The organism is Allobosea sp. P2_B12 (assembly GCF_056404835.1).
In genome coordinates, this window is the sequence record NZ_JBFUDG010000002.1 from 275,316 (window position 1) to 299,754 (window position 24,439).

The window sequence follows — 24,439 nt, forward strand, 5'->3', positions numbered from 1 at the left end:
TGCGGGTTTGACCGGTTAGCCGGGGCCGGCAAGCGTCTTGCTGGTGGCCGATCTCAGCGAGCCAGCAGCGGAAACGTCATGCGCATCATCTTCATTCTGCTTCTCCTGGCCTCGCTCGGGGCGAATGTCGCGATGGCCGGCTTCATCACCGTTGGCGTCGTGACGCGCGCGTCCTTCACGGACATGATGCGAAAGGGCGCGAAGTTCCTCAAGCTGCCGCCCGTGGGCCGCTGGCAGCCGAACCGGGACTATCAGAGTGTCCAGCCCTGCGACCTCAAGCTGAGTTTCGTCGTGCTGGTGATCGGCCAGAGCAACGGCGCCAACGCCGCCTTTTCCTATACGCGGTCGCAGGATCCCGGCGCGCGCGCCTTCTATGATGGCGCCTGCTACGGCCTCTCCGACCCGGTCGTCGGCGGCGACGGGACCCGCGGGAGCCAATGGCCGATCTTCGCCGATCTGTTCAAGGCTCGCTTCGGACGGTCCGCGACCGTGATCTCGGCAGGGTGGGGCGGATCGGAGATCGCGGATTGGACCGACAAGGGCTATGACCGCTTTGCCCTGTCGCAGGTCCGTGCGCTGCGCGAAGCCGGCCGCAACGTCGACGCCGTGTTCTGGCAGCAGGGCGAGCAGGATTTCGCCACGGATCCGGCGACCTACAAGGCGAAGTTCGCGGTGGTGATGCAGCGCCTGCGGGAGGCCGGGGTGAGCGCGCCGATCTTCGTCGCGCGGGCGACGCTCTCAGCCGGCTGGGTCAATGAGCCGTTGCGCAAGGCGCAAGCCGAACTCGCCGCCCAGCCGGGCTTCGTGCCTGGCCCCGATGCCGACAGCATCACCGAGCGGTTCGACAAATTTCATCTGACGGCGAACAGTGTCGCCGAAATGGCAAGGCTCTGGCTCGATGCGGTCATTGCCTGTGACTGCATCGCCAAGGATTGAATTTTAAGCGCTTCGGGCTTTGAGTGGCGCCATGAGCAGCATTGCGGGGACATGGCGGCGCGGAAGGGCGCGGATCCGGTCGACGGGCCCGAGCGCGGACGACGATGCCGTGGTCGCAGCCGGCCTGATCTATGCGCTGCTCGCCGCCCTGGCCTGGGTGATCCAGAGCGAGCTCGGAATCCGGACGCCCTGGCCGGTCGCGAGCGTGACCGGCCTGTTCGCCGTCCATCTGCTGCTGATCCGGCGATCCCTGAACGATCCGGTCGTGATCTTCGTGATCGTGATGTTCATGTACAGCTATCTGCCGGCGATCGCCGACATCTCGGCGCCGGGATCGACGCTCGGCTTCGATCTCGCACTCGCCCATGACCTGTTCAACGTCGGCCAGATCGCGACCATGGTGGGCGTTGCGATCAGTTGCTCGTTCATGCGGCGCAACGGCCCACCGCCGGCCCCGTTGCCCGTCGATTCCACCGCATGCCTCGTGGGCGGCATCGTCAGCGGCATCCTGGCGATCATTCTGATCTCGGCGGCGATCGCCGCGCGCGGCTTCGTGCTGGGCGGCAGCGTGAGCTATGGCGAAAGCTTCACCCAGCAGACCGAAGCCGGCAACGGCATCTACATGCTGTGCATTCCGTTCTGCCTGGCCTCGATCGGGCTGATCCTCGCCAGCCGCCACCCGCTCTCCGGCTACGTCCTAGCGATCCCGGTGTTCTGCTTCATCGAGATCGCCGTGGGCATCGGCCAGCGCAAATATTTCATCCAGCCGGCACTGTTCATTTTCGCGTTCTACTGGACCTCGAGGCGGCTCTACCAGACCGTCGCGATCATTGCCGCGGCCGTCTTCGGCTTCCTGTTCTTCTGCTATCTCGGCTTCCTGCGGATCAACGCGCTCGGGATCGAGGCGTTGCTCAGCCCCGCCGAATGGAGCAATTTCTTCTCCGAACTCGGCGTCTATGTCGGCAGCGAGACCGTCTATCTCTATGCCACGGCCGCCTCGGCCGTGACCGGGTTCGTCAAGCCGCTCGACTATGGCGCCGATTATCTGATGGCCTGGGCGCTCAGCTTTCCGCGCTTTCTGATGACGGATGCGCTGGCCGACCTCTACACATCCGCGAACGACCGGTTCACCTATACCTATGACGCGCTCGCGGCCGATTTCGGCCAAGGATACGGTTTTTCGTTCCTGGGCGAATCCTATCTTGTCGGAGGGCTTCCGGGGACGGCGCTGATGGTGGTCATCCAGATCTGCCTGTTCCGCTATGTCTATCTGCGTGGCGGGGGAAACAGGCCGACGGGCGTCTGGGGCGCCGTCTCGCTGCTGTCGCTCTATTTCGCCATGTGGACGCAGCGCAATGCGCTCGGCGTCATCATCCGCGAGTTCGTCGTCTTCACCGTCGGCGCCATCGTGGTGATGTATCATGCGGGGCATATCACCAGCCGGATCGTGCTGCCGACGATGGCCAAGATCCATCGCGACACCAAGCGCTCGCAAGACGGCGCCGCAGCGCCGGCCCATGCCCAGCCGACGCGCATCCTGCGCTGAGTTTGCGGCCCTGCTGCTGAAACGGACCGACGGCCGCCTTCAGCTCAATCGAAGACGCGCGGATAGGCCGGCATGTCGGAAAGCAGTTTCTGGTCGCTGGTGCGGCCGGCGCGTCCGGGGTCAAAGACAGGGAAGCCTAGGAGTTTCAGCGCCGGCGAGTCCGGCTTGAGCCGATAGTCGTTGGCGGCGGCATCGACGAAGAGCGGGTCGGCGATGATCGAGTTCACGTCGCGGCCGAGCCGTCCGCGCCAGTCCTGCCATTTGGTTCCGTCGGAGAACTGCGGCGACTGGTCGTTCATCGTCCAGTAGAGATTGCGGTCGGAGCGCAATTCGGAATTGGTCCAGGGGCCGCGAAACAGCGCGCCCTGTCGTCGCCAGACGATGATGTTCTCGTTGATCTGCTGGTCCTTCCGGTACTGTTCCAGCGGATCGACGCCGATCGCCCCGGTGGGACCGGCATTCACGAAGATATTGTGCCGCAACAGCAGCTCCTGCCCATAATGCAGGAAATAGCTCTCATGCGAGGTGTCGTAGACGAGGTTGCGCTCGAACACGATGTTGCTCGACCCCTCGTCGGGGTAGAGCCCCCAGCCGCCATAATCATAGGCCTTGACGTCGTGAATGACGTTCTCGCTGACGACCGAGCCCGGCGAGATCCCCATCGTGTAGATGCCGCCCATGTCGGACAGGACGTTCTGGCCCAGGCCGTGAATCAGGTTGCGGAAGAGCGTGTTGCCGCGGTTATGGCTGACGCCGAAGCCCAGCGTGCCGCCGATCTGGATGCCGGTGTAGAAGGTGTCGCGGATCTCGTTGTTCCTGACGACATTGTAATGGGCATTGGCGATCCAGATCGCTGTGCCGGCGGGGTCGAGGCGCCCGAGCCCGAACATGAGGTTGTTCTCGACCAGGTTGCTCGCCGTGGTCTTGTCGCCCTGGAAGGTCAGCAGATTGGCATAGGCGACCGAGGCGGCGCCGGTCCCGATCTCGATGGCGCCGGCGCCCATGTCGCCGAACTCGCTGTTGACGACACGGCTGAACATCGTGCCCGGCCCGAAGGAGACGCCGTAGCCCGCGGTATTGCGGACGGCGATCCTGTCGAATGTGATGTTGCGCACGCCGGCCATGACAATGACCGATGGCATCCCGGTCGCGCCCGCGCTGTAGGTCGAGCCCTCCGGCGGCGTGACCCAGTTGTTGTGCGCGAAGGTCAGGTTCTCGAAGCGCAGATGCGCGGTGCCGGGCCTCAGGATGATCGCATGCTCGAAGCGCGGGGCGACGACCTCCGTCCGCTGTGGATCCTCGCCGGGCCTGGGGAGGTAGGTCAGGATGCCGGACTGCCGGTCGAGATAGAACTCGCCGGGCTCGGTCAGCGCCTCGCGGACATTGTCGACACGATAGCGGAAGCCCTTCGTCAGCTTGTACCAGTTCTCCCGTGTCTTGCCTTTCAGCCAGATTTCGCCGGTTGCCTCGTCGATCCGGCCGGGTCGGAGCCGCGAGACGCTCCAGTTGTGCAGGATCAGGATCTCGATGTCGGGTGAGTTCTGCCAGGCGGCGCGCAGGTCGCCCCGGGCGAAGCCGAAGCGGTCGAAGCCGCGCCCGCGGACCTCCTCGGACGGCGCCACCTCCCTGTCGATGCGATAATAGCCCTTCTTGGGCAGATGCGGCCGGTTGCGGCGCACGCCATCGACATAGAGCTGGGTGAAGTTCCAGTTCTTCTCGACGACCTCGGGCAGCTTCAGTTCCCAGGTGCCCTGAGGGGACTGCGTCCAGCCGGTCAGCCTGCGTCCGGCGCTGAAGACCGGGCGCTCGCCCGGATAGGCCGTGTAGGTGATCGGCTGGTCCGGCTTGCCGCTATCGGCCGGTGCGAAGACCACGGGCGCGTCGAGATGGTAGGTGCCGCCGCGGATCATCACGGTCAGCGGCCCCGGCTTGCGGTCCATCGCGAATTTTTTGCTGCGCGCGATCTCGACTGCGCGGCCCAGCGTCGCGACCGGGCCATCGGCCCCCTTGGGCGCTTCGATGCTGCCCGACCAGCTGTCATTGCCCTGGGGTGATACGAAGATGTCGGCTGTCGGCGCGGCGCTGACGCCCCCCGCTGGAACCAGAGCGAGGAGCCCTGCGAACAGGAGCAGCCGGGACCCTGCCGAAATTATCCGTGCCGCCTTGCTCTCGCAACTGCGAACGGCCATCATCATCGTCCGGCAGAGGCGCTTTACTGGATTCAACATGATTACCTGGGGATCGAGCCCGTTCGCCAGGCGATAATAGCCGCCGCTGAGCTGTAATTGAAGGGGTGCGGATATGCGTGCGTCTTTCATGTCTCCTGCGCGCCGGCTTCCGCATGTCGTTCTCGATGCAGTGCAGCACGATCTTTCTATCAGGGCCGCACCGTCCCTTGCAGACACTGCCCAAAGCGGGCAGGACGCCACCATGACGATCGCATCCGGTTTCCTGTTCGCCGTCATCGGATTGTCGGCAGCGTTCCTGGTCGCGAGCGGCAACGCGCTCACCGGTCTGCTCCTGATCGCGGCGGCGACGGGCGCGACCTTCGCGCTTGCCGGGCTCAGCTCCCGGGATGCCGGGCGGTTCACCGCTGCCGTCCGCCTGCCCGTTATGGCTGGTGGTGCGCTGGCGGCCTTCTGTCTTCTGCAGAGCCTGCCGCAGCCGATTCTCGTTCATCCGGTCTGGCTGAGCGTTTCGTCGGCGCTGGACCGTGCGTCGGTCATCGGCAGCATCACGATCGATTCTGGAGCGACGCTGCTCGGCGTGTTTCAAATCGCGGGGCTTCTGGCGGCTTTCTGCCTTTCGGCGGCTGTGGCGACCGAGCGGTGGCGCGCACGGGCACTGCTGTATGGGCTGGTGGGGCTATCGGGCCTGATCGTTGCCGTGGCGCTGACGGCGCGCTTCTTTCCCGGGCTGGGGATTTCGGCGCTGGCGGGCGTGCGGGCACGCGCCTGCCTGCCCGCCGCTGCCGTGATCGCGGCGGCAGGGCTTGTCGATGTCATGGTGTTGCGCCGGTTTGAGGGTGAGCTCCGCCGCGAGGCGAGGTATCGCGCTGTCGTGCGCCTGGCTGCTCCATTTTGCGCCGTCGTGCTGGCCCTTGCCCTGATCGCCGGGCTGTCGTCACGTGGCGCGCAGTTCCCGCTCATGGTCCTGGGTGGGGTGACGCTTCTGATCGCCCCTCTGGTGACGCGGGCGTTCAAGCTGGGCGTTCCCGGCTTCGTCGCGCTGATCGCCACGGCCCTGGTCGCAGGCGTCGCGCTCGCACAGCCGGGCGGTTTCGAGACCGCCGGGACCTTCCGCAGCATCGGCGCAGGCGGCAGCGCCACCGATGCGGTCCAGCAGGTGATCCGCGATGCGCCTTGGCTCGGCACGGGGCTCGGCACATTCGACAGTATCGCGATGCTCTACAGCCTGCCCGGCGACCAGACGAGCGCTCTTGGCCACGCCTCCCTGGCCGTTCGTCTGGCCGTGGAACTCGGCTTGCCCGTGTTTCTGGTGTTGATGGTCTGTGCGCTGGCTGCCGCGGCGCGTCTCGCCTGGGGGGCCTTGCAGCGCGGCCGCGATCAGGTTTTCCCGGCGGTCGGGGCGGGCGTCATCGTGACGCTGCTGCTCGATGCCGTGGCCGCACCGGCGATGCCGGGCCTTTTCCCGGCCCTGCTTGTCGCGCTGGTCGGCGGGCTTTCCTTCGCGCAGGCCTCCACCCGTTCCCGGGTGGAGTGAAGCGTCGCGGCCCTCAGGGCTCCGCAACTTGTTTTTGTCAGCTCAGCAGATCGCCGCCGCGCCGCCGGAGCGTCTGCCAGATATGGCCTTCGGTCGCCGACTGCATGCGGACCCAGCGATAGGGCGACTTGGTCCAGTTCCGGACGGCTCCCGACAGATTGTCGAGAACGACGTCCTCGTCGTCGAGCCGGACCACCAGCACGAGATGGTGCTCGCCGGAGGGGATCTGGACTTCGGCGAGCAGCAGCCGGTCCGCCGGCCAGCCGCTCTGGCGCAGCAGCGAGCGCTTGGTGATCGCGTAGTCGTTGCAGTCGCCGGCCTCGGGGGCGATGGTCCAGCTGTCGAACGCTGCCGCTCCGACGTAACGGCGCGGGCTGATCGTGCGGTTGACGAGGCGATTGACCTCGATGAGCTGCGCCTTGCCGGAGAAGTCGGAGACGAACGGGCCGAAGACGTCGGGGGGCGGCGGCTGATCGACGCTCTCGATCTTCTCGACGTTCTCGGCCTTCTCGATCTCCGCCGGAGCCTTGCGGCACTCATCTTCATAGCGCAGGCAGAAGCGGGTATAAGCGAGGGGCGCGAGCGTCGGGGCGTCGAATTCTACACGACTCTGAGCAGTGCTCTTGTATTCGCGATAGGAAGCTTGGCTGTCTTCACTAATACAAAATGCCGCAATCGTTGTCAGAGCTGCGACGAGGATGCGAAATGTCTGCATTGGTTGGCCCCCGACTTCGTTCGTAGGACCGGTTCTACATGAGGCATCATAGGATCACGTTTGCAAATTGCGTCGAATATCGGTATCGCTCTTCACTGGCCGTTCACCATGGTGATTCTCGTTGGGAGAGGTGCGACATTGAGAGTCGTTTTTTCGCGAGAATCCTGTTCTAGCCCTGCTGTGGAAGGCGGTTTCGCCTTCGCGCCGGGCCGTTTTGCGGTCCGGTTCGAGGCTGGCCGGCTCTAGGAAACGCGTCTGGTGTCTTTCTTTCGGAAGTCGGCTCCCGCGCCGGTCGTCGCACGGCAGCCCCGTCTGCCGGCGGGTCTGCGCGTCTATGCCATCGGCGATGTGCATGGCCGTCTCGATCTGCTCGACGAGGCTTTCGGCAAGATCGACCGCATGGAACTGGATCGTCCGAGCGAGCGCAACCTGACGATCCTGCTCGGCGACATGATCGATCGCGGGCCCGATTCCCGGGGTGTGGTCAGCCATGTCATGACGCGCAGCAAGCGCCATTGGATGCTGGCGATGCGGGGCAATCACGAGCAGTACCTGCTCGATTTCCTCGACGACCCCGACATCCTCGAACCATGGGGGCCGCTGGGTGCATTCAATACGCTGTTGTCATATGGCCTGAAGCCGAACCGCGCACCGACGCCGGAGCAGCGCCGCCAGTTGTCCGGGGATCTGCGGGCGGCGCTGCCGCCCGGGCATCTCGATTTTTTCCAGAACCTGCCGATCTCATTCTCGTGCCACGGCTACTTCTTCGCGCATGCGGGTATTCGCCCGGGCGTCGCGCTGGACCGGCAGTCTCCCGAAGACCTGCTGTGGATACGCGATGAATTCCTTGGCCATCGTGGCCCCTTTGAGCGCGTGGTCGTTCATGGCCACACGCCGGTCGTCGCGCCGGAACTCCTGCCGCACCGCATCAACGTCGATACCGGGGCCTATGCGACGGGCCGGCTGACCTGCGCGATGCTGGAAGGGGACGACGTGGTCTTGCTCTGAAGCGTTGGTTGCGAAAACCATGCCGGGCTGTTGGCATGAACTTGGCTTCCGACAACTTGCCGCCGCCACCATGGCTTCGACAGGTTGGACGGCATCTCGCTGGCGATCTTTCGATTTCGGATGGCACATGATTCTGCGCAGGGCGAACGCGGCGGATTTTGGTGTGGCTGCGCTCGGGCTCGGCCTGATCGCCCTGGCGGGGCTTTGGCTGCTGGTCTCGGAGGCCCTGCTGAGCCGGGACAGGCGGGATGCCGGCGGAACGTGGCTTTCGACAACCGTGGCGGGCTTCCGGGGCGACGTCTGGGCAGAGCGGCTGCGCGCGACCCAGACCGGCTATCAGCCTCCGGACATGGCCCGTCGTTTCGCGGTTCGCACGGTCACGCGCTCGCCCATCGCCCCGGAGGCCTGGCTGACGCTGGCTGAGGCAGCGCCGGAAGAGGGCGGGCAGAAGCTGGCCGCGATCGCAATGGCCTGCGCCACCGGGCCGGCCGCCGTGGCTCTGATGATGAGGCGCATTGCACTGGCCGTCTCGGCCAATGCAATCACCGATACGCTCGTCGAGCAATGCGTCCGCAGCGATGTGCGCCACATCCTGCACCGCGAGAGCGGCCTCAGGGCGGCGTTGATGGAGATCGATCGCGCCGCCCCTCCCGCCGGGCGCGACAGGTTGCGCGCGATCATCCGTGACATCGATCCCGCAGTTGCAGCATCGCTTCCGAGCGGCTGAGGAGCACCGGGCGCGCCGACATCTATGAGCTTGGGCTGCCTGCCCAATTTCTGTCATGAGTTCGGGAGATAACCGTAACAGCTGTGCTATAGTGACACGTATATGCCTCTGCAGCTGCCGCCCCCGTTAACGAAATGGCAAGTTTCATGTTGCGCTTGCGAACGAGTGCGGCCAGAGACATACAAGGTGTTCGTTTGAGGTTGCGTGTCATGTTGCATCACCATCGGTGGCTCGTCGCTGCGCTCCTGCTCGGGCAGGTGACGGCTGTATCGGCAGAAGTCTGCCTTCCGCCCAACCAGCCGGCCCCCACGGCTCTCATCAACGCATTCCGCGACAATCCGCGGAAGATGCTTTTGGAAGACACACCGCGGAACATGCTTCAGAGCGTCGTCAACTCGATCGTGGCCGCCGATACGACGCTTGCCCCGCAAGTGGTCGCGTTGTTGTCGGGGCTGCCGGGAGAACAGAGCAGCTCGATCGGTTCGGGCCTCGGCATGGCGGTGCTCGGCTGCCGGCAGAACTATCCGGGGGATCAGACCAAGATCGAGGCGGCGACGCTGGTCCAGCAGGCGCTGGCGGCAACGGACAACACGACCGCGCTCGCCTCATACAACACCGCGGCGCAGAACGTGGCCACGGCGGCCGTCGGTACTGCGGCGGCGGGCGGCGGCCTCGGCAGCGCCAGCAATGGCGGCATTCCGACAGGCGGCGCAAATACGGGTGGGGTCACGTTGGCGGGAGGGACGCGGACGACGGCACCGTCCTTGCTTAATCCTCCAGGCTTTGGCGGATTGTCGATTTTGCCGTCGAGTGCTCGCTGATACGCAATCATCCGGCACTCGCGGATGCTTTTACTGGCCGGGCTTGAGGTGACCTGCACGCGCGCCCGGCGATGCACGATGATGGAGGTTGATCGCAGATGCTGCAATCCAAGATCGATGCCCCGGGATCATCGTTCCCCATCGCCTCATCGCGGGAGGCCTTGGATGCGCTTGTCGGCATCGTCCGCAGGCAGCTGCCGGTCTTCATCATCACGATCGGCTGCATCGGGCTGCTGGCGCTGGCCTATCTGCTGACGACGCCGTCGAAATATGCGGCATCGGGGTTGATGCTGATCGACACCCGCAAGGTGCAGCTCGTGCAGCAGCAGCAGCAGGTCGTCGGCGACGCGCCGATGGACGCAAGCTCGGTCCAGACCCAGATCGAAATCCTGAAATCCGAGAACATCAGTCTCGCTGTCATCAAGAAGCTGAAGCTCGACGAGGATCCGGAATTCACCGGCACGGGCGGTGGCCTGCTGAGCAGCGTGCGGGGCGTCTTCTCCCAGTTCCTGCCTCCTCCGGAAGAGCCCTCGCAGTATCGGCTGCAGCGCAATGCGCTGCGCTATTTCGAGCAGCAGCGGCTGATCGCGCGCGTCGGTCTGACCTATGTGATGGAGCTGCGGTTCACCTCGACCGATCCCGAAAAGTCGGCGCGGATCGCCAATGCCATCGCCGACGCCTATTCAGTCGATCAGCTCGAGGCGAAATTCCAGGCGACGCGCAATGCCAGCGTCTGGCTGCAGGAGCGCATCCAGACCTTGCGTTCCCAGGTCGCGACGGCGGAGAAGGCTGTCGTCGACTTCAAGGCCCAGAACAATCTGGTGTCGTCCAACGGGCGTCTGGTCAACGACCAGCAGCTCTCCGAGATCAATACGCAGCTGGTGACCGCCCAGGCCGCGAGCGCCGAGGCCAAGGCCCGGTTCGACCGCATCCAGGAGGTCCTGGCCAATCCGCTGGCGGAGGGCATCGTCAACGATGCGCAGCGCAACGAAGTCATCGTCAAACTTCGGCAGCAGTTCAACGAATTGCAGAGCCGTGAATCGATCTGGGCCCAGCGCTATGGCCGCGACCACCTGGCGGCGATCAACCTGCGCAACCAGATGCAGGAAATCAGGCGCAACATCAGCGAAGAATACCAGAAGATCGCGCAGGGCTACCGCAGCGACTACGAGATTGCGGCCTCGCGCGAGTTGGCGTTGCGGGCAAGCCTCGCCACCGCGATCGGCGAGACGCAGTCGACCAGCCAGTCGCAGATCCAGCTGCGCGAGCTCGAAAGCAACGCCCAGACCTACCGGACGCTCTACGACAACTTCCTGCAGCGCTACATGGAGTCGGTGCAGCAGCAGTCGTTCCCGATCACCGAGGCGCGGCTGATCAGCCCGGCCGCCGTGCCGCTCGTCAAGAGCGAGCCGCGCACGCTGATCATCGTCGCGATCGCCGGGGCGCTTGGCGTCATTGCCTCTTTCGGCATCGCGTTCCTGCGCGAGTTCAGCGACAGCGCCTTCCGGACGACGGCGCAGGTCGAGGAGACGCTGAAGGCAACCTGCCTCGGCATCCTCCCGGCCCTGTCGCTCAAGGCGGCCAAGCGACCGGCCCCGGCGCCTAAGCCGGACCAAAGGCTGATCTCGCTGGCCGAGCCGATCAACAGCTATGTCGTCGATGCGCCGTTCTCGCCCTTCACGGAGACGCTGCGCTCGCTGAAGGTGAACGTCGATCTTGCGCCCCACCGGCAGAGCAACAGCGTGCTCGGCTTCACCTCGACGCTCCCCGGCGAAGGCAAGTCGACGATTTCGTCGAACTTCGCCGAACTCGTCGCGCATGGTGGCGCCCGCTGCATCCTGATCGATGCCGATTTGCGCAATCCGACCCTGACCCGCAGCCTCGGGCCGCATGCGAGGAAGGGCCTGGTCGAGCTCGTTGCGGGGACCGCCAAGCTCGAGGAGGTGCTGCTGCGCGACGACCGCACGGGCCTGTTCTTCCTGCCGACAGGCGATACCCGCCGGATCGTGCATACCGCCGAGTTCCTGGGCTCGGAGGCCATGCATGCCGTCGTCCAGGACCTCCGCCAGATGTACGACTACGTCATCATGGACCTGTCGCCGATCGCGCCGGTCGTCGATGCGCGGATGACGACGCGGTTCATGGACTCCTATGTGTTCATCGTGGAGTGGGGAAAGACCAAGGCGGACGTGCTGGAGCACGCGATCCAGAACTCGCCCGAGGTCTACGACAAGATCCTCGGCGTCATCCTCAACAAGGCCGACATGCGCAAGCTCGGTCGCTATGAGCGCGGGCGCAGCGACTATTACATGCAGAAATATTACGGCCGCTACGGCTATCTGACCAACGACCAGGCATGACCGCGCCGGCGCTGCCGTGGCCGGCGCGCGCGCTGCTGCGGGCGTTCCTGTCGGGGCTCGCCGTGACCTGCCTCGTCTGGTCGATCGGCGCGTTTGCGGGGTTCTGGACGCAAGGCGGCATCGCACGGATGGCGGAGCAGATCCTGCAGGGCCAGACCTTCCGGCCCGACGCGATCAGGGCCTTGCTGGCGGAGGGGCGGACGCCGCCCTTGCTGCGCGCCGCGCCGCCGCCGCGCTTCGCATCCCGCCCCGATCACCTGCGCAATCTGGCTGTCCTCGAAATGGCGCTGGCCGAGCAGGCCGCTCAAAGCAGCGAGGCGGATCTGCTTGCGGCCCTGCCGCGCCTGCAGCAGGTCACGATGACGGCATTGCAGGCGGCGCCGGGCGATTCCTTCCTGTGGCTGATGCTGTTCTGGGCCAAGAGCGCCTCAACGGGCGTCACCAGCAACACGATTCCCTTGCTGCAGCGTTCCTATGAGCTGGGGCCCAACGAGGGATGGATCGCGCTGAAGCGCATCCGGTTCTCGCTTGCGTCGCTGCAATCCCTGCCGCCCTCGCTCGGCGAGCGCGTCAAGACCGAGTTTCGCGCGCTGGTGGCGTCGGGCTTCGAGCTGTCGGTCGCCGAGATCCTGGCCGGATGCGAGCCTGCGATCCGGCAGAGGCTGGTCGACACGGTGGCCGGCCTGCCCGAGATCAACCGGCGCAAGCTGGCGGAGAACCTCGTCGCCAAGGGCCTCCACGACCTCATCGTGCCGGGGATCGAACGCGCCGAGCTGCGCCCCTGGATGTGAGCTTCTGGACGCGCCGCGCCCTTAGCGAGGCCGCGCCAGCGCCGGACGCAATCGCAGCGCCGAGAGCGCGGCATTGCCCAGCGCGATGCCGGGCAATTCGATCCAGCGATAGCTGAACAGGGCGAGCGGCAGGGTCAGCGCCAGCGTCGCCAGCATCAGGGTGAGAGCCGAAAGCGGCCAGAGGCTGAACGCCCAGAAGCCCAGCATGCCGCCTCCGACGACCGCCACGGCGGCCATCACCGGGAAATGCAGCAGGTAGACGCTGTAGGAGATGTCCCCGAGGACGACCAGCGGGCGGGCGGCGAGCCAGCCGAAGGCCTCGCGCCGCGTCACGACGAGCGCGATCAGGATGGCGGCGGCAACGCCCTCGGCAAGGGCCGGGACGGGGGCGGTATAGGCGATGGCGAAACTCCAGTCGCCGAGCAGGCGGAAGGCCGCCATGACGACCAGGCAGGCCGTGGCGGCGATGCGGGCGTGTCCGACTCCGACACGGGCCAGCAGCCCGATCCATTGGGGGATCGAGGCGCCGATCGCGAAATAGACCAGATAGGTCGCGGTCTCGGCGGCCCGGCCGTTCTGGACCATGACGAGGCTCAGGGCCGCCAGCAGGAGGACTGCGACCAGCATGCGGATCGCCTGGCCGCGGACGAGGAGCGCCAGCGCCACGACGACGAAGGAGCCGATCAACTCGACGGTGATCGACCAGAGCGGTGGCACCAGATAGATGCCATAGCCTGATAGCGAGAGCAGGACGCTCTTCATGCCGCCATTGGCCGGGAGGTAATAGCGCGCGGCCCAGGCCGATTTGCCGGGCACGAGCATGTCATGGTCGAGAACGGCGAGCAGGGCGAGCGACAGGGCGCTGGCGAACCAGACTGCCGGATAGATCCGGAAGCCGCGCCGCAGCAGGAAGCCGGCGATGTCCTGCCCGCTCAGCGTGCTGCGCGTCAGCGAGAGCGTCAGCACATATCCGCTCAGCACGAAGAAGGCGATGACGGCCGCATGCGCGTTCAGCAGCGTCTCGGCCGCCGGATAGAACCCCTGCGGCATGGCAAAGTAGAACAGGCAGTGATGCAGCAGCACGACCAGCGCGGCGATGCCGCGGATCGACTGGAGCTCGGGAAGATGGTGGTGCCGTGCCGCCATTGCGTTCTCGCACTGCAATATGCTTTAGAGGGGTTAGTGATCGAACGCAGGAAAGACAACGCTCCCGCTTCGTCATGCTGCTGTAAAATCTAAATTTTCGTCCTTTCTGCCGTGCCGGCAAAGGTTCGACAGGACGGGCAGGGAGCGACGTTCCATGAGCGCGGGGCTTCGCCAGCAGATCAGACAGACGATCAGGGACAAGATCGTCGCGATTCGTACCTCGCCAGTCGCGCGCACGACGTTCCTCGCCGCGCTGACGGATGGGCTCAATGCGGTTGCCGGACTCGTCTACGTCATCGTGTCGACGGGTTTGCTTTTCCGCTATCTGGGTCCGGCGAAGTTTGGCGTCTGGGCGACGGTCTTCAGCCTGACGGCTGCGCTCGCCTTTATGGATTTCGGCCTCGGGAACGCTGCGATCGGCGCTCTGGCGCGAGCCAAGCGCCGCGGCTCAGCGACCTTGGTGAGGACAGTGCTGATCGCGCTGATCATAGCGTCGATCGGGAGTGGTCTGCTCATTCTCGCGCTGGCGCTCACGGCTCTGCATTTCGGCAGTGTCGATGCGCTGTTCGGCTTCAAGCCGTCAGAGATCAGCGCGGAGCTGCGCGCTTTTATTACGACCTTCGCAGTGCTGCTGGCGGCGAGCTTTCCGATCAACGCCATGGGCCAGGCGATGCGTGGCCTGCAAAAGGCATGGGTTTTCAACTGTTCGCGGATGACCGGCTATATCGCCGCGACCTTTGGGGTATGGCTCGGTCAGTCAGCGGGCGCCAGCCTGATGACGCTCCTGCTGCTCAGTTTCGGTTTGCAGTTGCTGTGCAATGCGCTGGTCTGCTCCGTGGTTCTGGTCTTGCAGACCCGGCACGCAGGACATCTGCGTCTGTCGCGCATCCGGCTCTTCATTCGACGCATGCTGAGCACTGGCGGATCCTATGTGCTCTTCAATCTGGCGCGGACCTTCGGCTGGCTGCTCGACTACGTGCTGGTGATCCGCCTTATCGGTCCCGAGGCGGCAGCAGGACTGGCGATCATCCAGCGGATGTATCAGGTCGTCACGATCGGTTACTCCATTCTCAGCAGCGCCCTCTGGCCGGTCTATGCTTATTTGATCTCAGGCCATGAGTGGCGGCGTCTCAGGACGCTGTTCCTTGCCGGATTCTCAGGCACGGTCGGTTATGCCGTTCTCGCGTCGACGCTGATCTTCACATTCCGGGAGGAGATCGCGCAGGTCTGGCTGCACAACTCGGTTCTGTCGCTGACGACAGCCTATGGGCTCTTTGCGATCTGGTACTGCGTCGAAGCGGCAGGATCATCTTTCAGCGTGCTTCTCAACGCCAAGGGCGTCGTCGCGCGCCAGGCGACGGCCGCCGTCGTCTTCGCCTCGGTTTCGTTTGCGCTCAAGCTCTGGTTCGTGCCGCTTTACGGGCTGACCGGGCTCGTGTCCTCGACACTCGCCGGCTATGCGGTCGGCTTCGTCACGCTGCTGCTGCTGATCCGCAGGATTCCGCTGTTCCGCGGCAAATGAGCCGCTGCGCCGAGCCGGCCCCTCAGTCGTGGCGCGCCTTAGCTCTGGCACATCCTAGGCTGGGCGCGCCTTGGTGCGGAGCATTTCGGCGAGCTTGAGGGCTGCGACGGAGACGTCGTAATTGTCCATGAAGCCCTTATGGGCGGCGACGCCCATCGCAGCCTTGGCGTCCTCGTCGAGCGCCAGGAAGCGGGCGATCAGGGAGGTGATGCCGGCGACGTCGTCATTCTCGACCAGCGCTGCGCCGCAGGCCTCGACCTGGCGCCAGATATTGACCTTGTTGGTGATCAGGACCGGCTTGCCGCAGGCCATCGCCTCGGCCACGACGATGCCGAAATTCTCCTGGTGGGACGGCAGGATGAAAGCTTCGCAGCCGTAATAAGCGCCCCATTTGGCATCGCCCGCGAGCATGCCGGGCCAATGCAGCCGATCGGCGATGCCGAGTTGGCGGGCCCTGCCCTCGAGTTCGGGGCGCCACCCGGATTCGTCGGGGCCGGCGATGACGAGGTGGAGGTCGGTCTTGCCGGCCGCGGCGGCAAAGGCCTCGATCAGGAGGTCGCAGCCCTTCTTCGGGTGGATACGGCTCAGGAAGAGCAGATAGCGGTGGCCGGCAAGGTCGGGCAGCTTGGCCTGGAAGACCTCGTTCTGCCGGGCGGCGACCGGGGGCGACAATGTGCCATAGCCGACGACCTCCTCGGTGTAGCCCTGATGGCCGAGGAAGGAGCCGCGCGCCATGTCGCGCTCTTCCTCGGAGGTGAACAGCACCGCCTCCGCGTCGCGCAGCACCCGGCCCTCGAACAGGCTCCAGAAGACCTGTTTCACGATGTTCTTGGCCGGCTTCGCCTTGCGGAACCAGGGGTCGAGCATGCCATGCGTGAAGACGGTGTAGGGCAGGGCGCCTGCCAGGCCGCGCCAGGCTCCGAAGGAGGCGTAGTTCCAGAGGCCATGCACGACGGCGATATCGAAGCGGTCGCGGTTCGCCTTCAGCCACGGAACCAGCTTGTCGGTGTAGCGGTAGGGACGGGTCCCCGGGCCGAGCGCGTGGACGGGCACCTCGAACAGCGAAAGCCAGGCCGAGCCGGGTTCATCGAGGCAGACGATCTCCGTTTCATGCCCCGCTGCCGTCAGCACGGCCGTGCTGAGCCGAAGGCCCTCGCTGGGACCGCCGAAGCGAGGGTCCACACTGGAGATGACACGGAGAATTCGCACAATCTCATTCCATGGCTGTCTTAAGATGAAGAATCGACGAGCAAGGCAGTAAACCATAGCAGCGTGACACTCGCTGAAACCTGTACTGTACCGGTCTGCGCGCGTCACCTCCCGCCTTCCTGCATTTTTTATGCTATAGGATCCTCAAATTTCCCTTTCGGCGGGTGGCGCCTCATTCACGACCTGTTGACGTGCGACTGGGAGCTTCTCCCGCGTATGCGGGGCAGAGAGAATTTGGTCGGAACGCATCTTTGCTGCGCTGCGGTATCGGGCTGGCATGGATGGCCGGAGTCGGTTAGTTTGGCGTCAATGTCAGCCTGACCATGGAACGCCGCCAGCATCCGGCTGGCCGATGGAGACGGACGAAACCGTGGCATATCTGCTCGCGTTCCTTGTTCTTCCGTTCCTGCAGGTCGGAGTCTCCTTCTACATCTCCGGCATGACAGTCGTCGCACTGCTCATGCTGGTAAAGTTTCGCGGGCAGATCGTCGTGTCGATCCTGACGCATCCGATGCGGACGCTGCTATGCTGCCTGTCCGTCATCATGCCCTTGATGTTCCCGTTCGAGATCGATGGACAGGATATCGGACGCGTTCTGCGCGAAGCGCTGTTCATCCTGCTGATGGTGTCGTCGTTCGGCGTCGTTGCGGAAACCATGGACAGCGCCACCGTCAGGAAGGTGACGAGTTACATCTATATTCTGATCGGCTTTTATCTTTGCCTGTCGCTGGTGCAGACCGCGTTTCTGTCGCGACAGGTCTATTTCGGATTGCCGAGGACGCTGTTCGTCGCCAACGAGGGCACCCTTCCGGGCGATCTGGACCTGCTCTACTCGAAGATTCGTGCGACGGGGACATTCGGCGAGCCGTCCTATCTGGGCTTCGTCCTGACGTCCCTGGCGTTCGCACTGTTCCCGCTGGCCCGGAAATGGGTCGTACCCAGATTGGCGATCATGGTCGTCGTGCTGATCGCCCTGATCTGCCAGAGCCTGTCCTTCTTCATCGCGATAGCCCTGCTCCTGGCCTATGAGCGCCCCGGCTTCAGGGAACTCAAGGTCTCGTATGTGCTGCCCGGCGTCGTGGTGCTATGCGTCATGGGAATCTATTTCTCCGAGGTCATCGAGAACTTTCTGTCCCGTGTCACGTCGCTGTCGAACAGCGCGGCCGAGCCCTCGGGCTTCGTCCGGATCTTCGGTCCGATCTCGATCCTGCCGGACTTTCTGGCCGAGTTTCCCACCGGAGTGCCGTTCTACAAGCTCTATCCGATCCTCGAGGCCTATGTGCCGGTCGGCCTGCGCCCGCTGAGCTTTTACGACAACGGCCTGATCAACTTCGTCCTCGACTTCGGATTCTACGGCTTCCTGTTGCTGTATCTCTACTTCACCAGCGTGAAGGACGGCGCATCGCGGATCTATCTTTTCGCGGCCGGCATCTTCAACGGCGCCTTGCTGTCGCCCGACAAGCTCGGCGTCATGATCCTCGTCTTCTCGCTCTACAACTCCTTCGCCATCTATGTCCGGAACGGCGGCAGGCGGAGTGCTTCAGCCGAGGCGGCCCCGGCCATGTCGTCACCGCGATCACGTGGCAGGCCGGCACCGGCTCCCTCGCAATCACTGCGAACGCGCCGCATTCCCGACGCGTGAAGCAGCGATTTTGCCGGCCCGTCGGGGAGTCTCGCACTGGATGGGGGCTGCGCCGCTGCATTGACCGTCGGTTCGGTTATGGTTAACGTTTTGCTTGTAATTGTCCGTCATGCGGTCGATGTGCCGTTCGTCAGAACGGTTTCGGAGCGGTGGCGCGCGAAGCTTTTCCTGCCGTTCGATATTCTGCGACCGCTCTCGTCGCATTCGGTCTGGAGCCCTCTCCTTGTCACGCAGCAGGTCATCGCCAGACTGTGAATCCGCGGCGGCGCAGAAGCCGCATGACCAGCGTGTGCGGCTCTCTGATCTGCTGGCCCGTTCCCAGGATGCCGGGACGACGGTCTTCTTCTTTGGAAGCGAAGCCCGAATCGTCTACGCCCTGCGCGACAAGGTCGCCTCGGACTTCCCGCGGCTGGCGATCGCCGGCATCTGCGATGCGGATTTCAGCGGGGCGGTCTCGCCTGCAATCGTCGGGTTCATCGCTGCCGCCAAGCCGGGGATGATCATCGTCGATATGGCCGAGCGGGAGTTCTGCGCATTTGCCCGGGCGAACGAACACCGTTTCCCCGATGCGTTGCTCGTTCATCTCGATGGGGCCTTCGGCGCCTATGTACACCGGCAGGGCAGGCAGGCCATTCTGCCGCTCAGGTCGCAGCGGTCGGGTGTGCCACTGCTGCGCTTCGTCGGTCACGGGCTCTCCGCAGCCCGCTTCTGCGGCATCATTCTCGCCCAGGTCCTGCAGGGCGGCATGTCGCGGGTGCGGGTGGCGCGATCGGGCGCGGCGATGCGGCGCGACGGATAAGGCCTTTCGGCGTCCGTTGCAGCTCAACCCGCGTTCATGAAGGCTTTCTTGCTCAGGACAGTCCGGAACAGGATCGCGATGTCGAGCCAAAACGACCAGTTGTCGATGTACCAGTGGTCGAAGGCGACACGCTTGGCCATCTTCTCGTCGGTGTCGGTCTCGCCGCGCAGGCCGTTGACCTGCGCCCAACCTGTGATGCCCGGCTTGACGTTGTGGCGGCGGGCATAGAGCGCGATCTTGCGCTCGAACTCTCGGTCATGGGCCAGCGCATGGGGCCGCGGCCCGACCAGGGACATCTGCCCGGCGATCACGTTGAGCAGTTGCGGCAGTTCGTCGAGGTTGTAGCGCCGCAGCACGCGGCCGATACGGGTGATACGCGCATCGTTGCGCGTCGCCTGGACGATGACGTTGCCATCGTCGGTTGTCGTCATGGTGCGGAACTTGAAGATGCGGAAGGCCTGCTGGTTGAAGCCGTAGCGGCGCTGGCGGAACAGCACCGGGCCCGGCGAATCGAGCCGGATAGCGGCGGCGACGATCAACAGCAGCGGCGCCGTCAGGATCAGGATCAGCGCAGCCGAGACGATGTCGAAGGCACGCTTCAGGGCAATTTCCGCGATCGACAGGGCAGGCCGCGTCAGGCGCAGGCTGGAGAGCGAGCCCGTGCGAACGATATGGGGCGTCTCGAAGCGGTCCATGATCCGCTCCGGCGTCAGATGAATGGCGACGGGCAGGTTCATGAAGGCATCGACGCAGGCGTCAATGGTCTCCTGGTCCGACCAGGGCAGGGCGATGAAGACCGAGTCCGGACGCTTCATCCGGCAGTTGGCGACGGCGTTGGCGAGATCGGCCGCCAGCGCCGCCGCGGGATCGTTGATGCGGCGCTCGTCGCCGCTGCGCAGGAAGGCGACGTCGACGATGGCGAAGCCGATATTCCAGGGCTGATGCCGGGAGACGAAGGACATCACGTCAGGTTCCCTGCCGATCAGGAAGACGCGCTCGCTGGTGATGCGACCGGTCTTGCTGGCCAGCGAGATGGTGCGGACCATCCCTGAACGGGCGAGCGCGATGACTGGAATGCCGGCGAGGTAGCTGGCGAGGATGACGGCGCGCGAATAATGCTCGACGGTCTTGGTCAGGAAGAGAATGGCGATGAAGGCCACCATCGTCACATTCCAGACCGTGAAGGCCGAGGCGATCTGGCCCTTGGTGGCGAGGTAGTTGGCGATCTGGTAGCGGCCGCGCATGGCGTTGATGAAGACGAAGATCGCCGCGAACATCGTCGCCAGCTCGAGCGTGGTCTGGTCGGCCGGGACCCCGCCATAGGCCTGCAGATGATAGATCAGCGAGACCAGCCCGACGGTGGTCATCACGACCAGCGCGTCGGTGGCCGCCGTGACCAGGCCGAGCCAATGCCGCCATGCGTTGGCGCGATCTTCGGTTGCGGCGCCTGCGGCGAGATTCAGTTCGTTCACGGTCATCTTGGCTCGATCGCTCCGCATCGGGCGCAGGCTGGAAGGCCCACACCTCTGTCGGCGCTCCCATCCGGCACAATCGGCCGTGTCGGGGCGCTTCGGGGAGACGGATCGCAAGCGGCATGCCGCTTGGGCATGCTTCAAAATGGGTATGACTGCTGAAAACCCGGCTTGATTCAACGATCGGCGTTGGGCGCCGGGCACCGCGCCATCGTTCTGGAAAGGAGCCGCGTGCCATTTCGGTACAGCTTCGACCCCGCGTCGCGGCGGATCAATGAGCCCGGCGCAGCCCGCGCGAGAGCCTGTCCATCACGACTGCGAAGGCGATCCCTGTGATGGCACCCAGACCCTTGATGACCGCGTCATGGGGCCTTCCGTGGCGCGTCGGCTCCAGGAGTTGGGCGCTCTCCAGGCCGATCACGAGCCCGATCGTCAGGAGCAGGACGATGCCACGGTGCCGCGGGTAGGCGGTCGCCAGCGCGCCCGCCAGCAGAAGGAAAGCGAAGAAGCGCTCGATGTCGGGGCCGGCGTCCGGCAGGTGCGGCCGGCTTCCGATCGGGGCAAGGGTCGCGAATGTGATGATCAGCGCCGCACTCCAGCCGACGGCGATCGCGATCCGTCGGGTGGTTCTGTTCACGTCGTTCAAGTGCTGCGCCTCATTCATGCCGTTCCCGCCCGATGCAACTATCGCACCGCCCCAAAATGGCCCGAAGCGGGCAGGCCGGATCGCTCCGAGCGGGAAGGCCGTCTTATGGGCATGTCGCGCGGGATGATCAATCGGACCGCCTGGCGTGGGGCGGGTCTGCCAGCGGAGCATGGCGCTAGGCCCGCTTCCGCGCTACCTCTCGAAAGCCGACCATCACGAGACGCGCAAGCCATGACGATCACCGCTGTCACCCCTCATAGCCGGCGGATCGCGCGCGGCGGCAAGGCGATTTACGGGGCGCCGCTCGGCATCCTGATGCTGGAGGCCCGGTTTCCGCGCATCCTCGGCGACATGGGCAATGGCGCGACCTGGCCCTTCCCGGTGCTTTACCGTGTCGTCGGCGGTGCCAGCCCGGACAAGGTCGTGCTCAAGGGCGCGGCCGGTTTGCTACCGGATTTCATCGCGGCGGCGCAGGATCTCGTGCGGCTCGGCGCGGAAGCGATCACCACGAATTGCGGCTTCCTTTCGCTGTTCCAGCGCGAGCTTGCTGCGGCCCTGGGCGTGCCGGTCGCGACCTCCTCGCTGATGCAGGTGCCCTGGGTGCAGGCGACGCTGCCGCCGGGCAAGCGCGTTGGGCTGGTCACGGTCTCGGCGGGCAGCCTCACGCCCGCGCATCTCGAAGGCGCCGGCGTCCCGCTCGATACGCCGGTTGCCGGCACGGAGAACGGCAAGGAATTCTTCCGCGTGCTGATCAAGGCGGAAAAGGACGATATGGACATCGACCTGGCCGAGCGGGATGTCGTCAATGCGGCCCTGGACCTCGTGCTGCGGCATCCCGATGTCGGGGCGATCGTGCTCGAATGCACCAATATGCCGCCCTATGCCGCGGCGGTGCAGGCGGCGACGGGGCTCCCGGTCCACGACATCTATTCGATGATCACCTGGTTTCATGCTGGGCTGCGGCCCCGCGTGTTTGGCTAGGACGGAATTGGGCTGAGCGCGGGGACAAGCCGGCGGATTTATCCCCGTCGGGCGGGGCAGGGCGGATAGTACGGCCTTCAACCGCCACCCCGATCTTCGCGAGGCCCCATGACCGCAACGCCGCGGCTATCCCTGCCCCTGCTCGCCGCCGGGCAGGCGCAGAAGCATGTCACCCATAACGACGCCCTGACGCGGCTCGACGCGCTGATCCACCTCGTCGTCGACAGCCGCTCGGAGTCGGCGCCGCCGGCCATACCGACCGAGCTTTCCGCCTATATCGTGCCCGAGGGCGGCAGCGGCGTTTTCGCCGGGCGCACCGACCAGGTCGCGCTGTTCGAGGATGGCGGTTGGAGCTTCCTGGCGCCCCGGCCGGGATGGCAGGCCTGGATCGCCGACGAGGCCGAGCATCATCTCTGGACCGGCACCGAATGGCGGCGCGACAGCCCGCTCAGCGGCCTCGGCGCCACTCTCTGGGGCGTCAACGGCACGGCCGACGTGACCACGCGCTTCGTCGTCCAGGCGCAGGCGAGCCTGTTCAACCATGCCGGCGCCGGCCACCAGATCAAGCTCAACAAGGCGGCTGCCGGCGACACGGCGAGCTTGCTGTTCCAGGACGGCTATTCCGGCCGCGCCGAGATCGGGCTCGCCGGCGACGACGATCTGCACGTCAAGGTCAGCGCCGACGGCTCGGCCTGGGCCGAGGCGATGGTGGTCGACCGGGCCACGGGCGGCGTCTCCCTGCCGGCGACGCGCTGGGCCTGCGCACCGAACCTGCTGGTCAATGGCGATATGCAGATCAACCAGCGCGGTTTTGCCGGGGGCGTATTGGCGGCGGGAACCTATGGTTTCGACCGCTGGAAGGCGGGTCCGGCCGGAGCAACGCTGTCGCTCGCAGGCTATGATCTCACCTTGAGCGCAGGCGCGCTTATCCAGCCGGTCGAGCCGGCGCTGTGGGGCGTCGCTTCCTTCGCCGGCCTGCCGCTGACATTGTCGGTCGAGGGGTTGTCGGGTGGCGATCTCGCGGTGTCGATCGGCAGCGTGTCCGGCACGATTGCGGCCGGGGACGGCCGGCGCGGCGTCACGTTGACGCCGGCCATAGGCGATACCGGCGTGCTGGCGGTCTCGATCGCGCCCGCATCCGGCCCGGTGACGCTGCGGCGGATCAAGCTCGAATTCGGCCATGCCGCCAGCGGCTGGAGCGCGCGTCCGGCGACGCTGGAGGAGGCGCTGTGCGCCCGCTATCACTGGCGGCACGAAGGCGCGCTCGCGCTCGATGCCTATCAGGCGGCGGGTGGCGCGGCGCAGCAGACGCTCGTGCTGCCGACGCGGATGCGGGCGGTGCCCTCGGTGGCCTTCACCGTCTCGGGGACGGTCAATGTTGCGGGCGGCAGCGCGGCAATCGCGGTGCTGTCCCGCCGAGAGGCGAGGGCCAGTGTCTTGGCAGCCGCGACCGGGCGCGTGCAGGCGGCGTTCGGCAGCGTCGCATTCGACGCGGAGCTCTAACTGGAGCGGGGCGCCGCTTCAGTCCTGGTAGATGCTCTTCACATGGGCGTTGATGGCGGCGATCTCGGGCAGGACGCCGCCATTGCGCTCCCTGAGATGGTCCTCATGCCAGTACCAGTCGTCGAAGCCGACATTGAGCCGCTGATAGCCGGCTTCGGCCAGCAGCACGCGCATGGTCTCGCGGCGCGGCTCGACGAAATTATGCTCGATGGTGAAGAGCGCGATCCTGTGCCGGGTGAGATCGATCGTTCTGAGGATGTCGAGTTCCGAGCCTTCCGTGTCGAGGGAGACATAGTCGTAGCCGTCGCCAGCCCGGCCATCGGCTGCATCCATCCCGTCGAAGGTGATGGTCTCGACCGTGATCAGACCGTTCTCGCTGATCGCCTCGCGGCGATGCTGGGCGTAGCCGTCGCTCTCGGCATATTCGGCCAGCGTCCCGATCTCCTGCGAGGCGACGAAGGACAGGAACTGCCCGCCCTCGCGATGCACCGCCCGCTCCAGGCAGGTCGCGCTGCGGCTGGCTGCGAGCTCGGCGAACAGGATCGGATTGGGCTCGACCAGCACGCCGCTCCAGCCGTGATCGCTCTCCAGGAAACAGGTGTTGCTGTGCAGCACGCCGTCGAAGGCGCCGATCTCGGCGAAGCGGCCGTCGCGCCGGCCCAGGCACATCGCCAGAACCCAGCGCTCCTGCTCGATCTGCGAGTTCGTCGGTGTCTCAAAGGCGGCCTGCCAGGAGAGGCGCGGCGAGGGGGGCGGCGTTTGCGGCAAGGCGGTGGTCTCGCGGGTCGAGGCGGTCGGCGGTGCGCGACCATGCCCTGCAGGGGCCCTCCGGTCGAGGGCCGCTCGCGCCCTTTCCAAGTCTCGATGCGAGCTCGGCTGGCCCACTTCTTGC

General features: G+C 65.4%; 20 protein-coding genes. 13 read left to right on the forward strand and 7 right to left on the reverse strand.

The genetic code is table 11. From position 1 onward, the window contains the following. Nucleotides 1–78: 78 nt before the first annotated feature. A complete protein-coding gene (locus AC1DYU_RS06535) occupies nucleotides 79–936 on the forward strand; it encodes a sialate O-acetylesterase (RefSeq protein WP_476790926.1) in 858 nt (285 codons plus the stop codon). 109 nt (nucleotides 937–1,045) lie between these two features. Next, on the forward strand, nucleotides 1,046–2,482 hold the full coding sequence (wzy, locus tag AC1DYU_RS06540) for an O-antigen polysaccharide polymerase Wzy (RefSeq protein WP_476790927.1): 1,437 nt from the start codon (nucleotides 1,046–1,048) through the stop codon (nucleotides 2,480–2,482). Nucleotides 2,483–2,526: 44 nt separating this feature from the next. Here the strand turns inward: wzy and AC1DYU_RS06545 are convergent, their stop codons facing one another. Beyond that, on the reverse strand, nucleotides 2,527–4,671 hold the full coding sequence (locus tag AC1DYU_RS06545; protein WP_476790928.1) for a right-handed parallel beta-helix repeat-containing protein: 2,145 nt from the start codon (nucleotides 4,669–4,671) through the stop codon (nucleotides 2,527–2,529). Nucleotides 4,672–4,840: 169 nt separating this feature from the next. On the opposite strand from AC1DYU_RS06545, the gene AC1DYU_RS06550 reads away from it, so the two are divergent. Continuing rightward, complete coding sequence (locus AC1DYU_RS06550; RefSeq protein WP_476790929.1) at nucleotides 4,841–6,205, forward strand: hypothetical protein; 1,365 nt, start codon at nucleotides 4,841–4,843, stop codon at nucleotides 6,203–6,205. 37 nt (nucleotides 6,206–6,242) lie between these two features. Here the strand turns inward: AC1DYU_RS06550 and AC1DYU_RS06555 are convergent, their stop codons facing one another. Continuing rightward, nucleotides 6,243–6,920 (reverse strand): transglutaminase-like cysteine peptidase, encoded by a 678-nt coding sequence (locus tag AC1DYU_RS06555; RefSeq protein WP_476790930.1) that lies wholly within the window; start codon nucleotides 6,918–6,920, stop codon nucleotides 6,243–6,245. Between the two features lie 258 nt (nucleotides 6,921–7,178). Between AC1DYU_RS06555 and AC1DYU_RS06560 the strand changes: the two genes are divergently transcribed. The 5 genes from AC1DYU_RS06560 to AC1DYU_RS06580 all read left to right on the forward strand — a co-directional run bounded on the left by AC1DYU_RS06560 (nucleotide 7,179) and on the right by AC1DYU_RS06580 (nucleotide 12,627). Next, the gene (locus AC1DYU_RS06560; protein WP_476790931.1) at nucleotides 7,179–7,928 is read left to right on the forward strand and encodes a metallophosphoesterase family protein; all 750 of its coding nucleotides are present in this window, start codon (nucleotides 7,179–7,181) and stop codon (nucleotides 7,926–7,928) included. Between the two features lie 127 nt (nucleotides 7,929–8,055). Next, a complete protein-coding gene (locus tag AC1DYU_RS06565; protein ID WP_476790932.1) occupies nucleotides 8,056–8,655 on the forward strand; it encodes a hypothetical protein in 600 nt (199 codons plus the stop codon). Nucleotides 8,656–8,864: 209 nt separating this feature from the next. Next, nucleotides 8,865–9,476 carry a hypothetical protein gene (locus tag AC1DYU_RS06570; RefSeq protein ID WP_476790933.1) on the forward strand — a complete coding sequence of 204 codons (612 nt, stop codon included), beginning with the start codon at nucleotides 8,865–8,867 and terminating at the stop codon, nucleotides 9,474–9,476. A 161-nt stretch (nucleotides 9,477–9,637) separates the two neighbouring features. Continuing rightward, complete coding sequence (locus AC1DYU_RS06575; RefSeq protein WP_476790934.1) at nucleotides 9,638–11,836, forward strand: polysaccharide biosynthesis tyrosine autokinase; 2,199 nt, start codon at nucleotides 9,638–9,640, stop codon at nucleotides 11,834–11,836. After that, nucleotides 11,833–12,627 carry a hypothetical protein gene (locus AC1DYU_RS06580; RefSeq protein WP_476790935.1) on the forward strand — a complete coding sequence of 265 codons (795 nt, stop codon included), beginning with the start codon at nucleotides 11,833–11,835 and terminating at the stop codon, nucleotides 12,625–12,627. The genes AC1DYU_RS06575 and AC1DYU_RS06580 overlap by 4 nt, the downstream gene beginning before the upstream one ends. Before the next feature lie 21 nt (nucleotides 12,628–12,648). Here the strand turns inward: AC1DYU_RS06580 and AC1DYU_RS06585 are convergent, their stop codons facing one another. After that, complete coding sequence (locus tag AC1DYU_RS06585) at nucleotides 12,649–13,773, reverse strand: acyltransferase family protein (RefSeq protein WP_476790936.1); 1,125 nt, start codon at nucleotides 13,771–13,773, stop codon at nucleotides 12,649–12,651. 154 nt (nucleotides 13,774–13,927) lie between these two features. On the opposite strand from AC1DYU_RS06585, the gene AC1DYU_RS06590 reads away from it, so the two are divergent. Beyond that, nucleotides 13,928–15,295: a lipopolysaccharide biosynthesis protein gene (locus AC1DYU_RS06590; protein ID WP_476790937.1), complete on the forward strand. Its 1,368-nt coding sequence runs from the start codon at nucleotides 13,928–13,930 to the stop codon at nucleotides 15,293–15,295. Between the two features lie 54 nt (nucleotides 15,296–15,349). Here the strand turns inward: AC1DYU_RS06590 and AC1DYU_RS06595 are convergent, their stop codons facing one another. Continuing rightward, complete coding sequence (locus AC1DYU_RS06595) at nucleotides 15,350–16,477, reverse strand: glycosyltransferase (RefSeq protein WP_476790938.1); 1,128 nt, start codon at nucleotides 16,475–16,477, stop codon at nucleotides 15,350–15,352. A gap of 397 nt (nucleotides 16,478–16,874) precedes the next feature. On the opposite strand from AC1DYU_RS06595, the gene AC1DYU_RS06600 reads away from it, so the two are divergent. Together AC1DYU_RS06600 and AC1DYU_RS06605 are read left to right on the forward strand one after the other, a co-directional pair. After that, nucleotides 16,875–18,146 (forward strand): hypothetical protein, encoded by a 1,272-nt coding sequence (locus tag AC1DYU_RS06600; RefSeq protein WP_476790939.1) that lies wholly within the window; start codon nucleotides 16,875–16,877, stop codon nucleotides 18,144–18,146. A 289-nt stretch (nucleotides 18,147–18,435) separates the two neighbouring features. Further along, on the forward strand, nucleotides 18,436–18,945 hold the full coding sequence (locus AC1DYU_RS06605; RefSeq protein WP_476790940.1) for a WecB/TagA/CpsF family glycosyltransferase: 510 nt from the start codon (nucleotides 18,436–18,438) through the stop codon (nucleotides 18,943–18,945). Between the two features lie 23 nt (nucleotides 18,946–18,968). On the opposite strand, the gene AC1DYU_RS06610 is transcribed toward AC1DYU_RS06605, so the two are convergent. Continuing rightward, complete coding sequence (locus AC1DYU_RS06610; RefSeq protein WP_476790941.1) at nucleotides 18,969–20,423, reverse strand: undecaprenyl-phosphate glucose phosphotransferase; 1,455 nt, start codon at nucleotides 20,421–20,423, stop codon at nucleotides 18,969–18,971. A 265-nt stretch (nucleotides 20,424–20,688) separates the two neighbouring features. Further along, on the reverse strand, nucleotides 20,689–21,054 hold the full coding sequence (locus AC1DYU_RS06615; RefSeq protein ID WP_476790942.1) for a hypothetical protein: 366 nt from the start codon (nucleotides 21,052–21,054) through the stop codon (nucleotides 20,689–20,691). 240 nt (nucleotides 21,055–21,294) lie between these two features. On the opposite strand from AC1DYU_RS06615, the gene AC1DYU_RS06620 reads away from it, so the two are divergent. Together AC1DYU_RS06620 and AC1DYU_RS06625 are read left to right on the forward strand one after the other, a co-directional pair. Next, complete coding sequence (locus tag AC1DYU_RS06620) at nucleotides 21,295–22,044, forward strand: aspartate/glutamate racemase family protein (RefSeq protein WP_476790943.1); 750 nt, start codon at nucleotides 21,295–21,297, stop codon at nucleotides 22,042–22,044. 108 nt (nucleotides 22,045–22,152) lie between these two features. Further along, entirely contained in the window at nucleotides 22,153–23,547 is a 1,395-nt protein-coding gene (locus tag AC1DYU_RS06625; RefSeq protein ID WP_476790944.1) for a DUF2793 domain-containing protein, read from the forward strand. 18 nt (nucleotides 23,548–23,565) lie between these two features. Here the strand turns inward: AC1DYU_RS06625 and AC1DYU_RS06630 are convergent, their stop codons facing one another. Then, entirely contained in the window at nucleotides 23,566–24,315 is a 750-nt protein-coding gene (locus AC1DYU_RS06630; RefSeq protein ID WP_476790945.1) for an FkbM family methyltransferase, read from the reverse strand. Nucleotides 24,316–24,439: the final 124 nt, after the last annotated feature.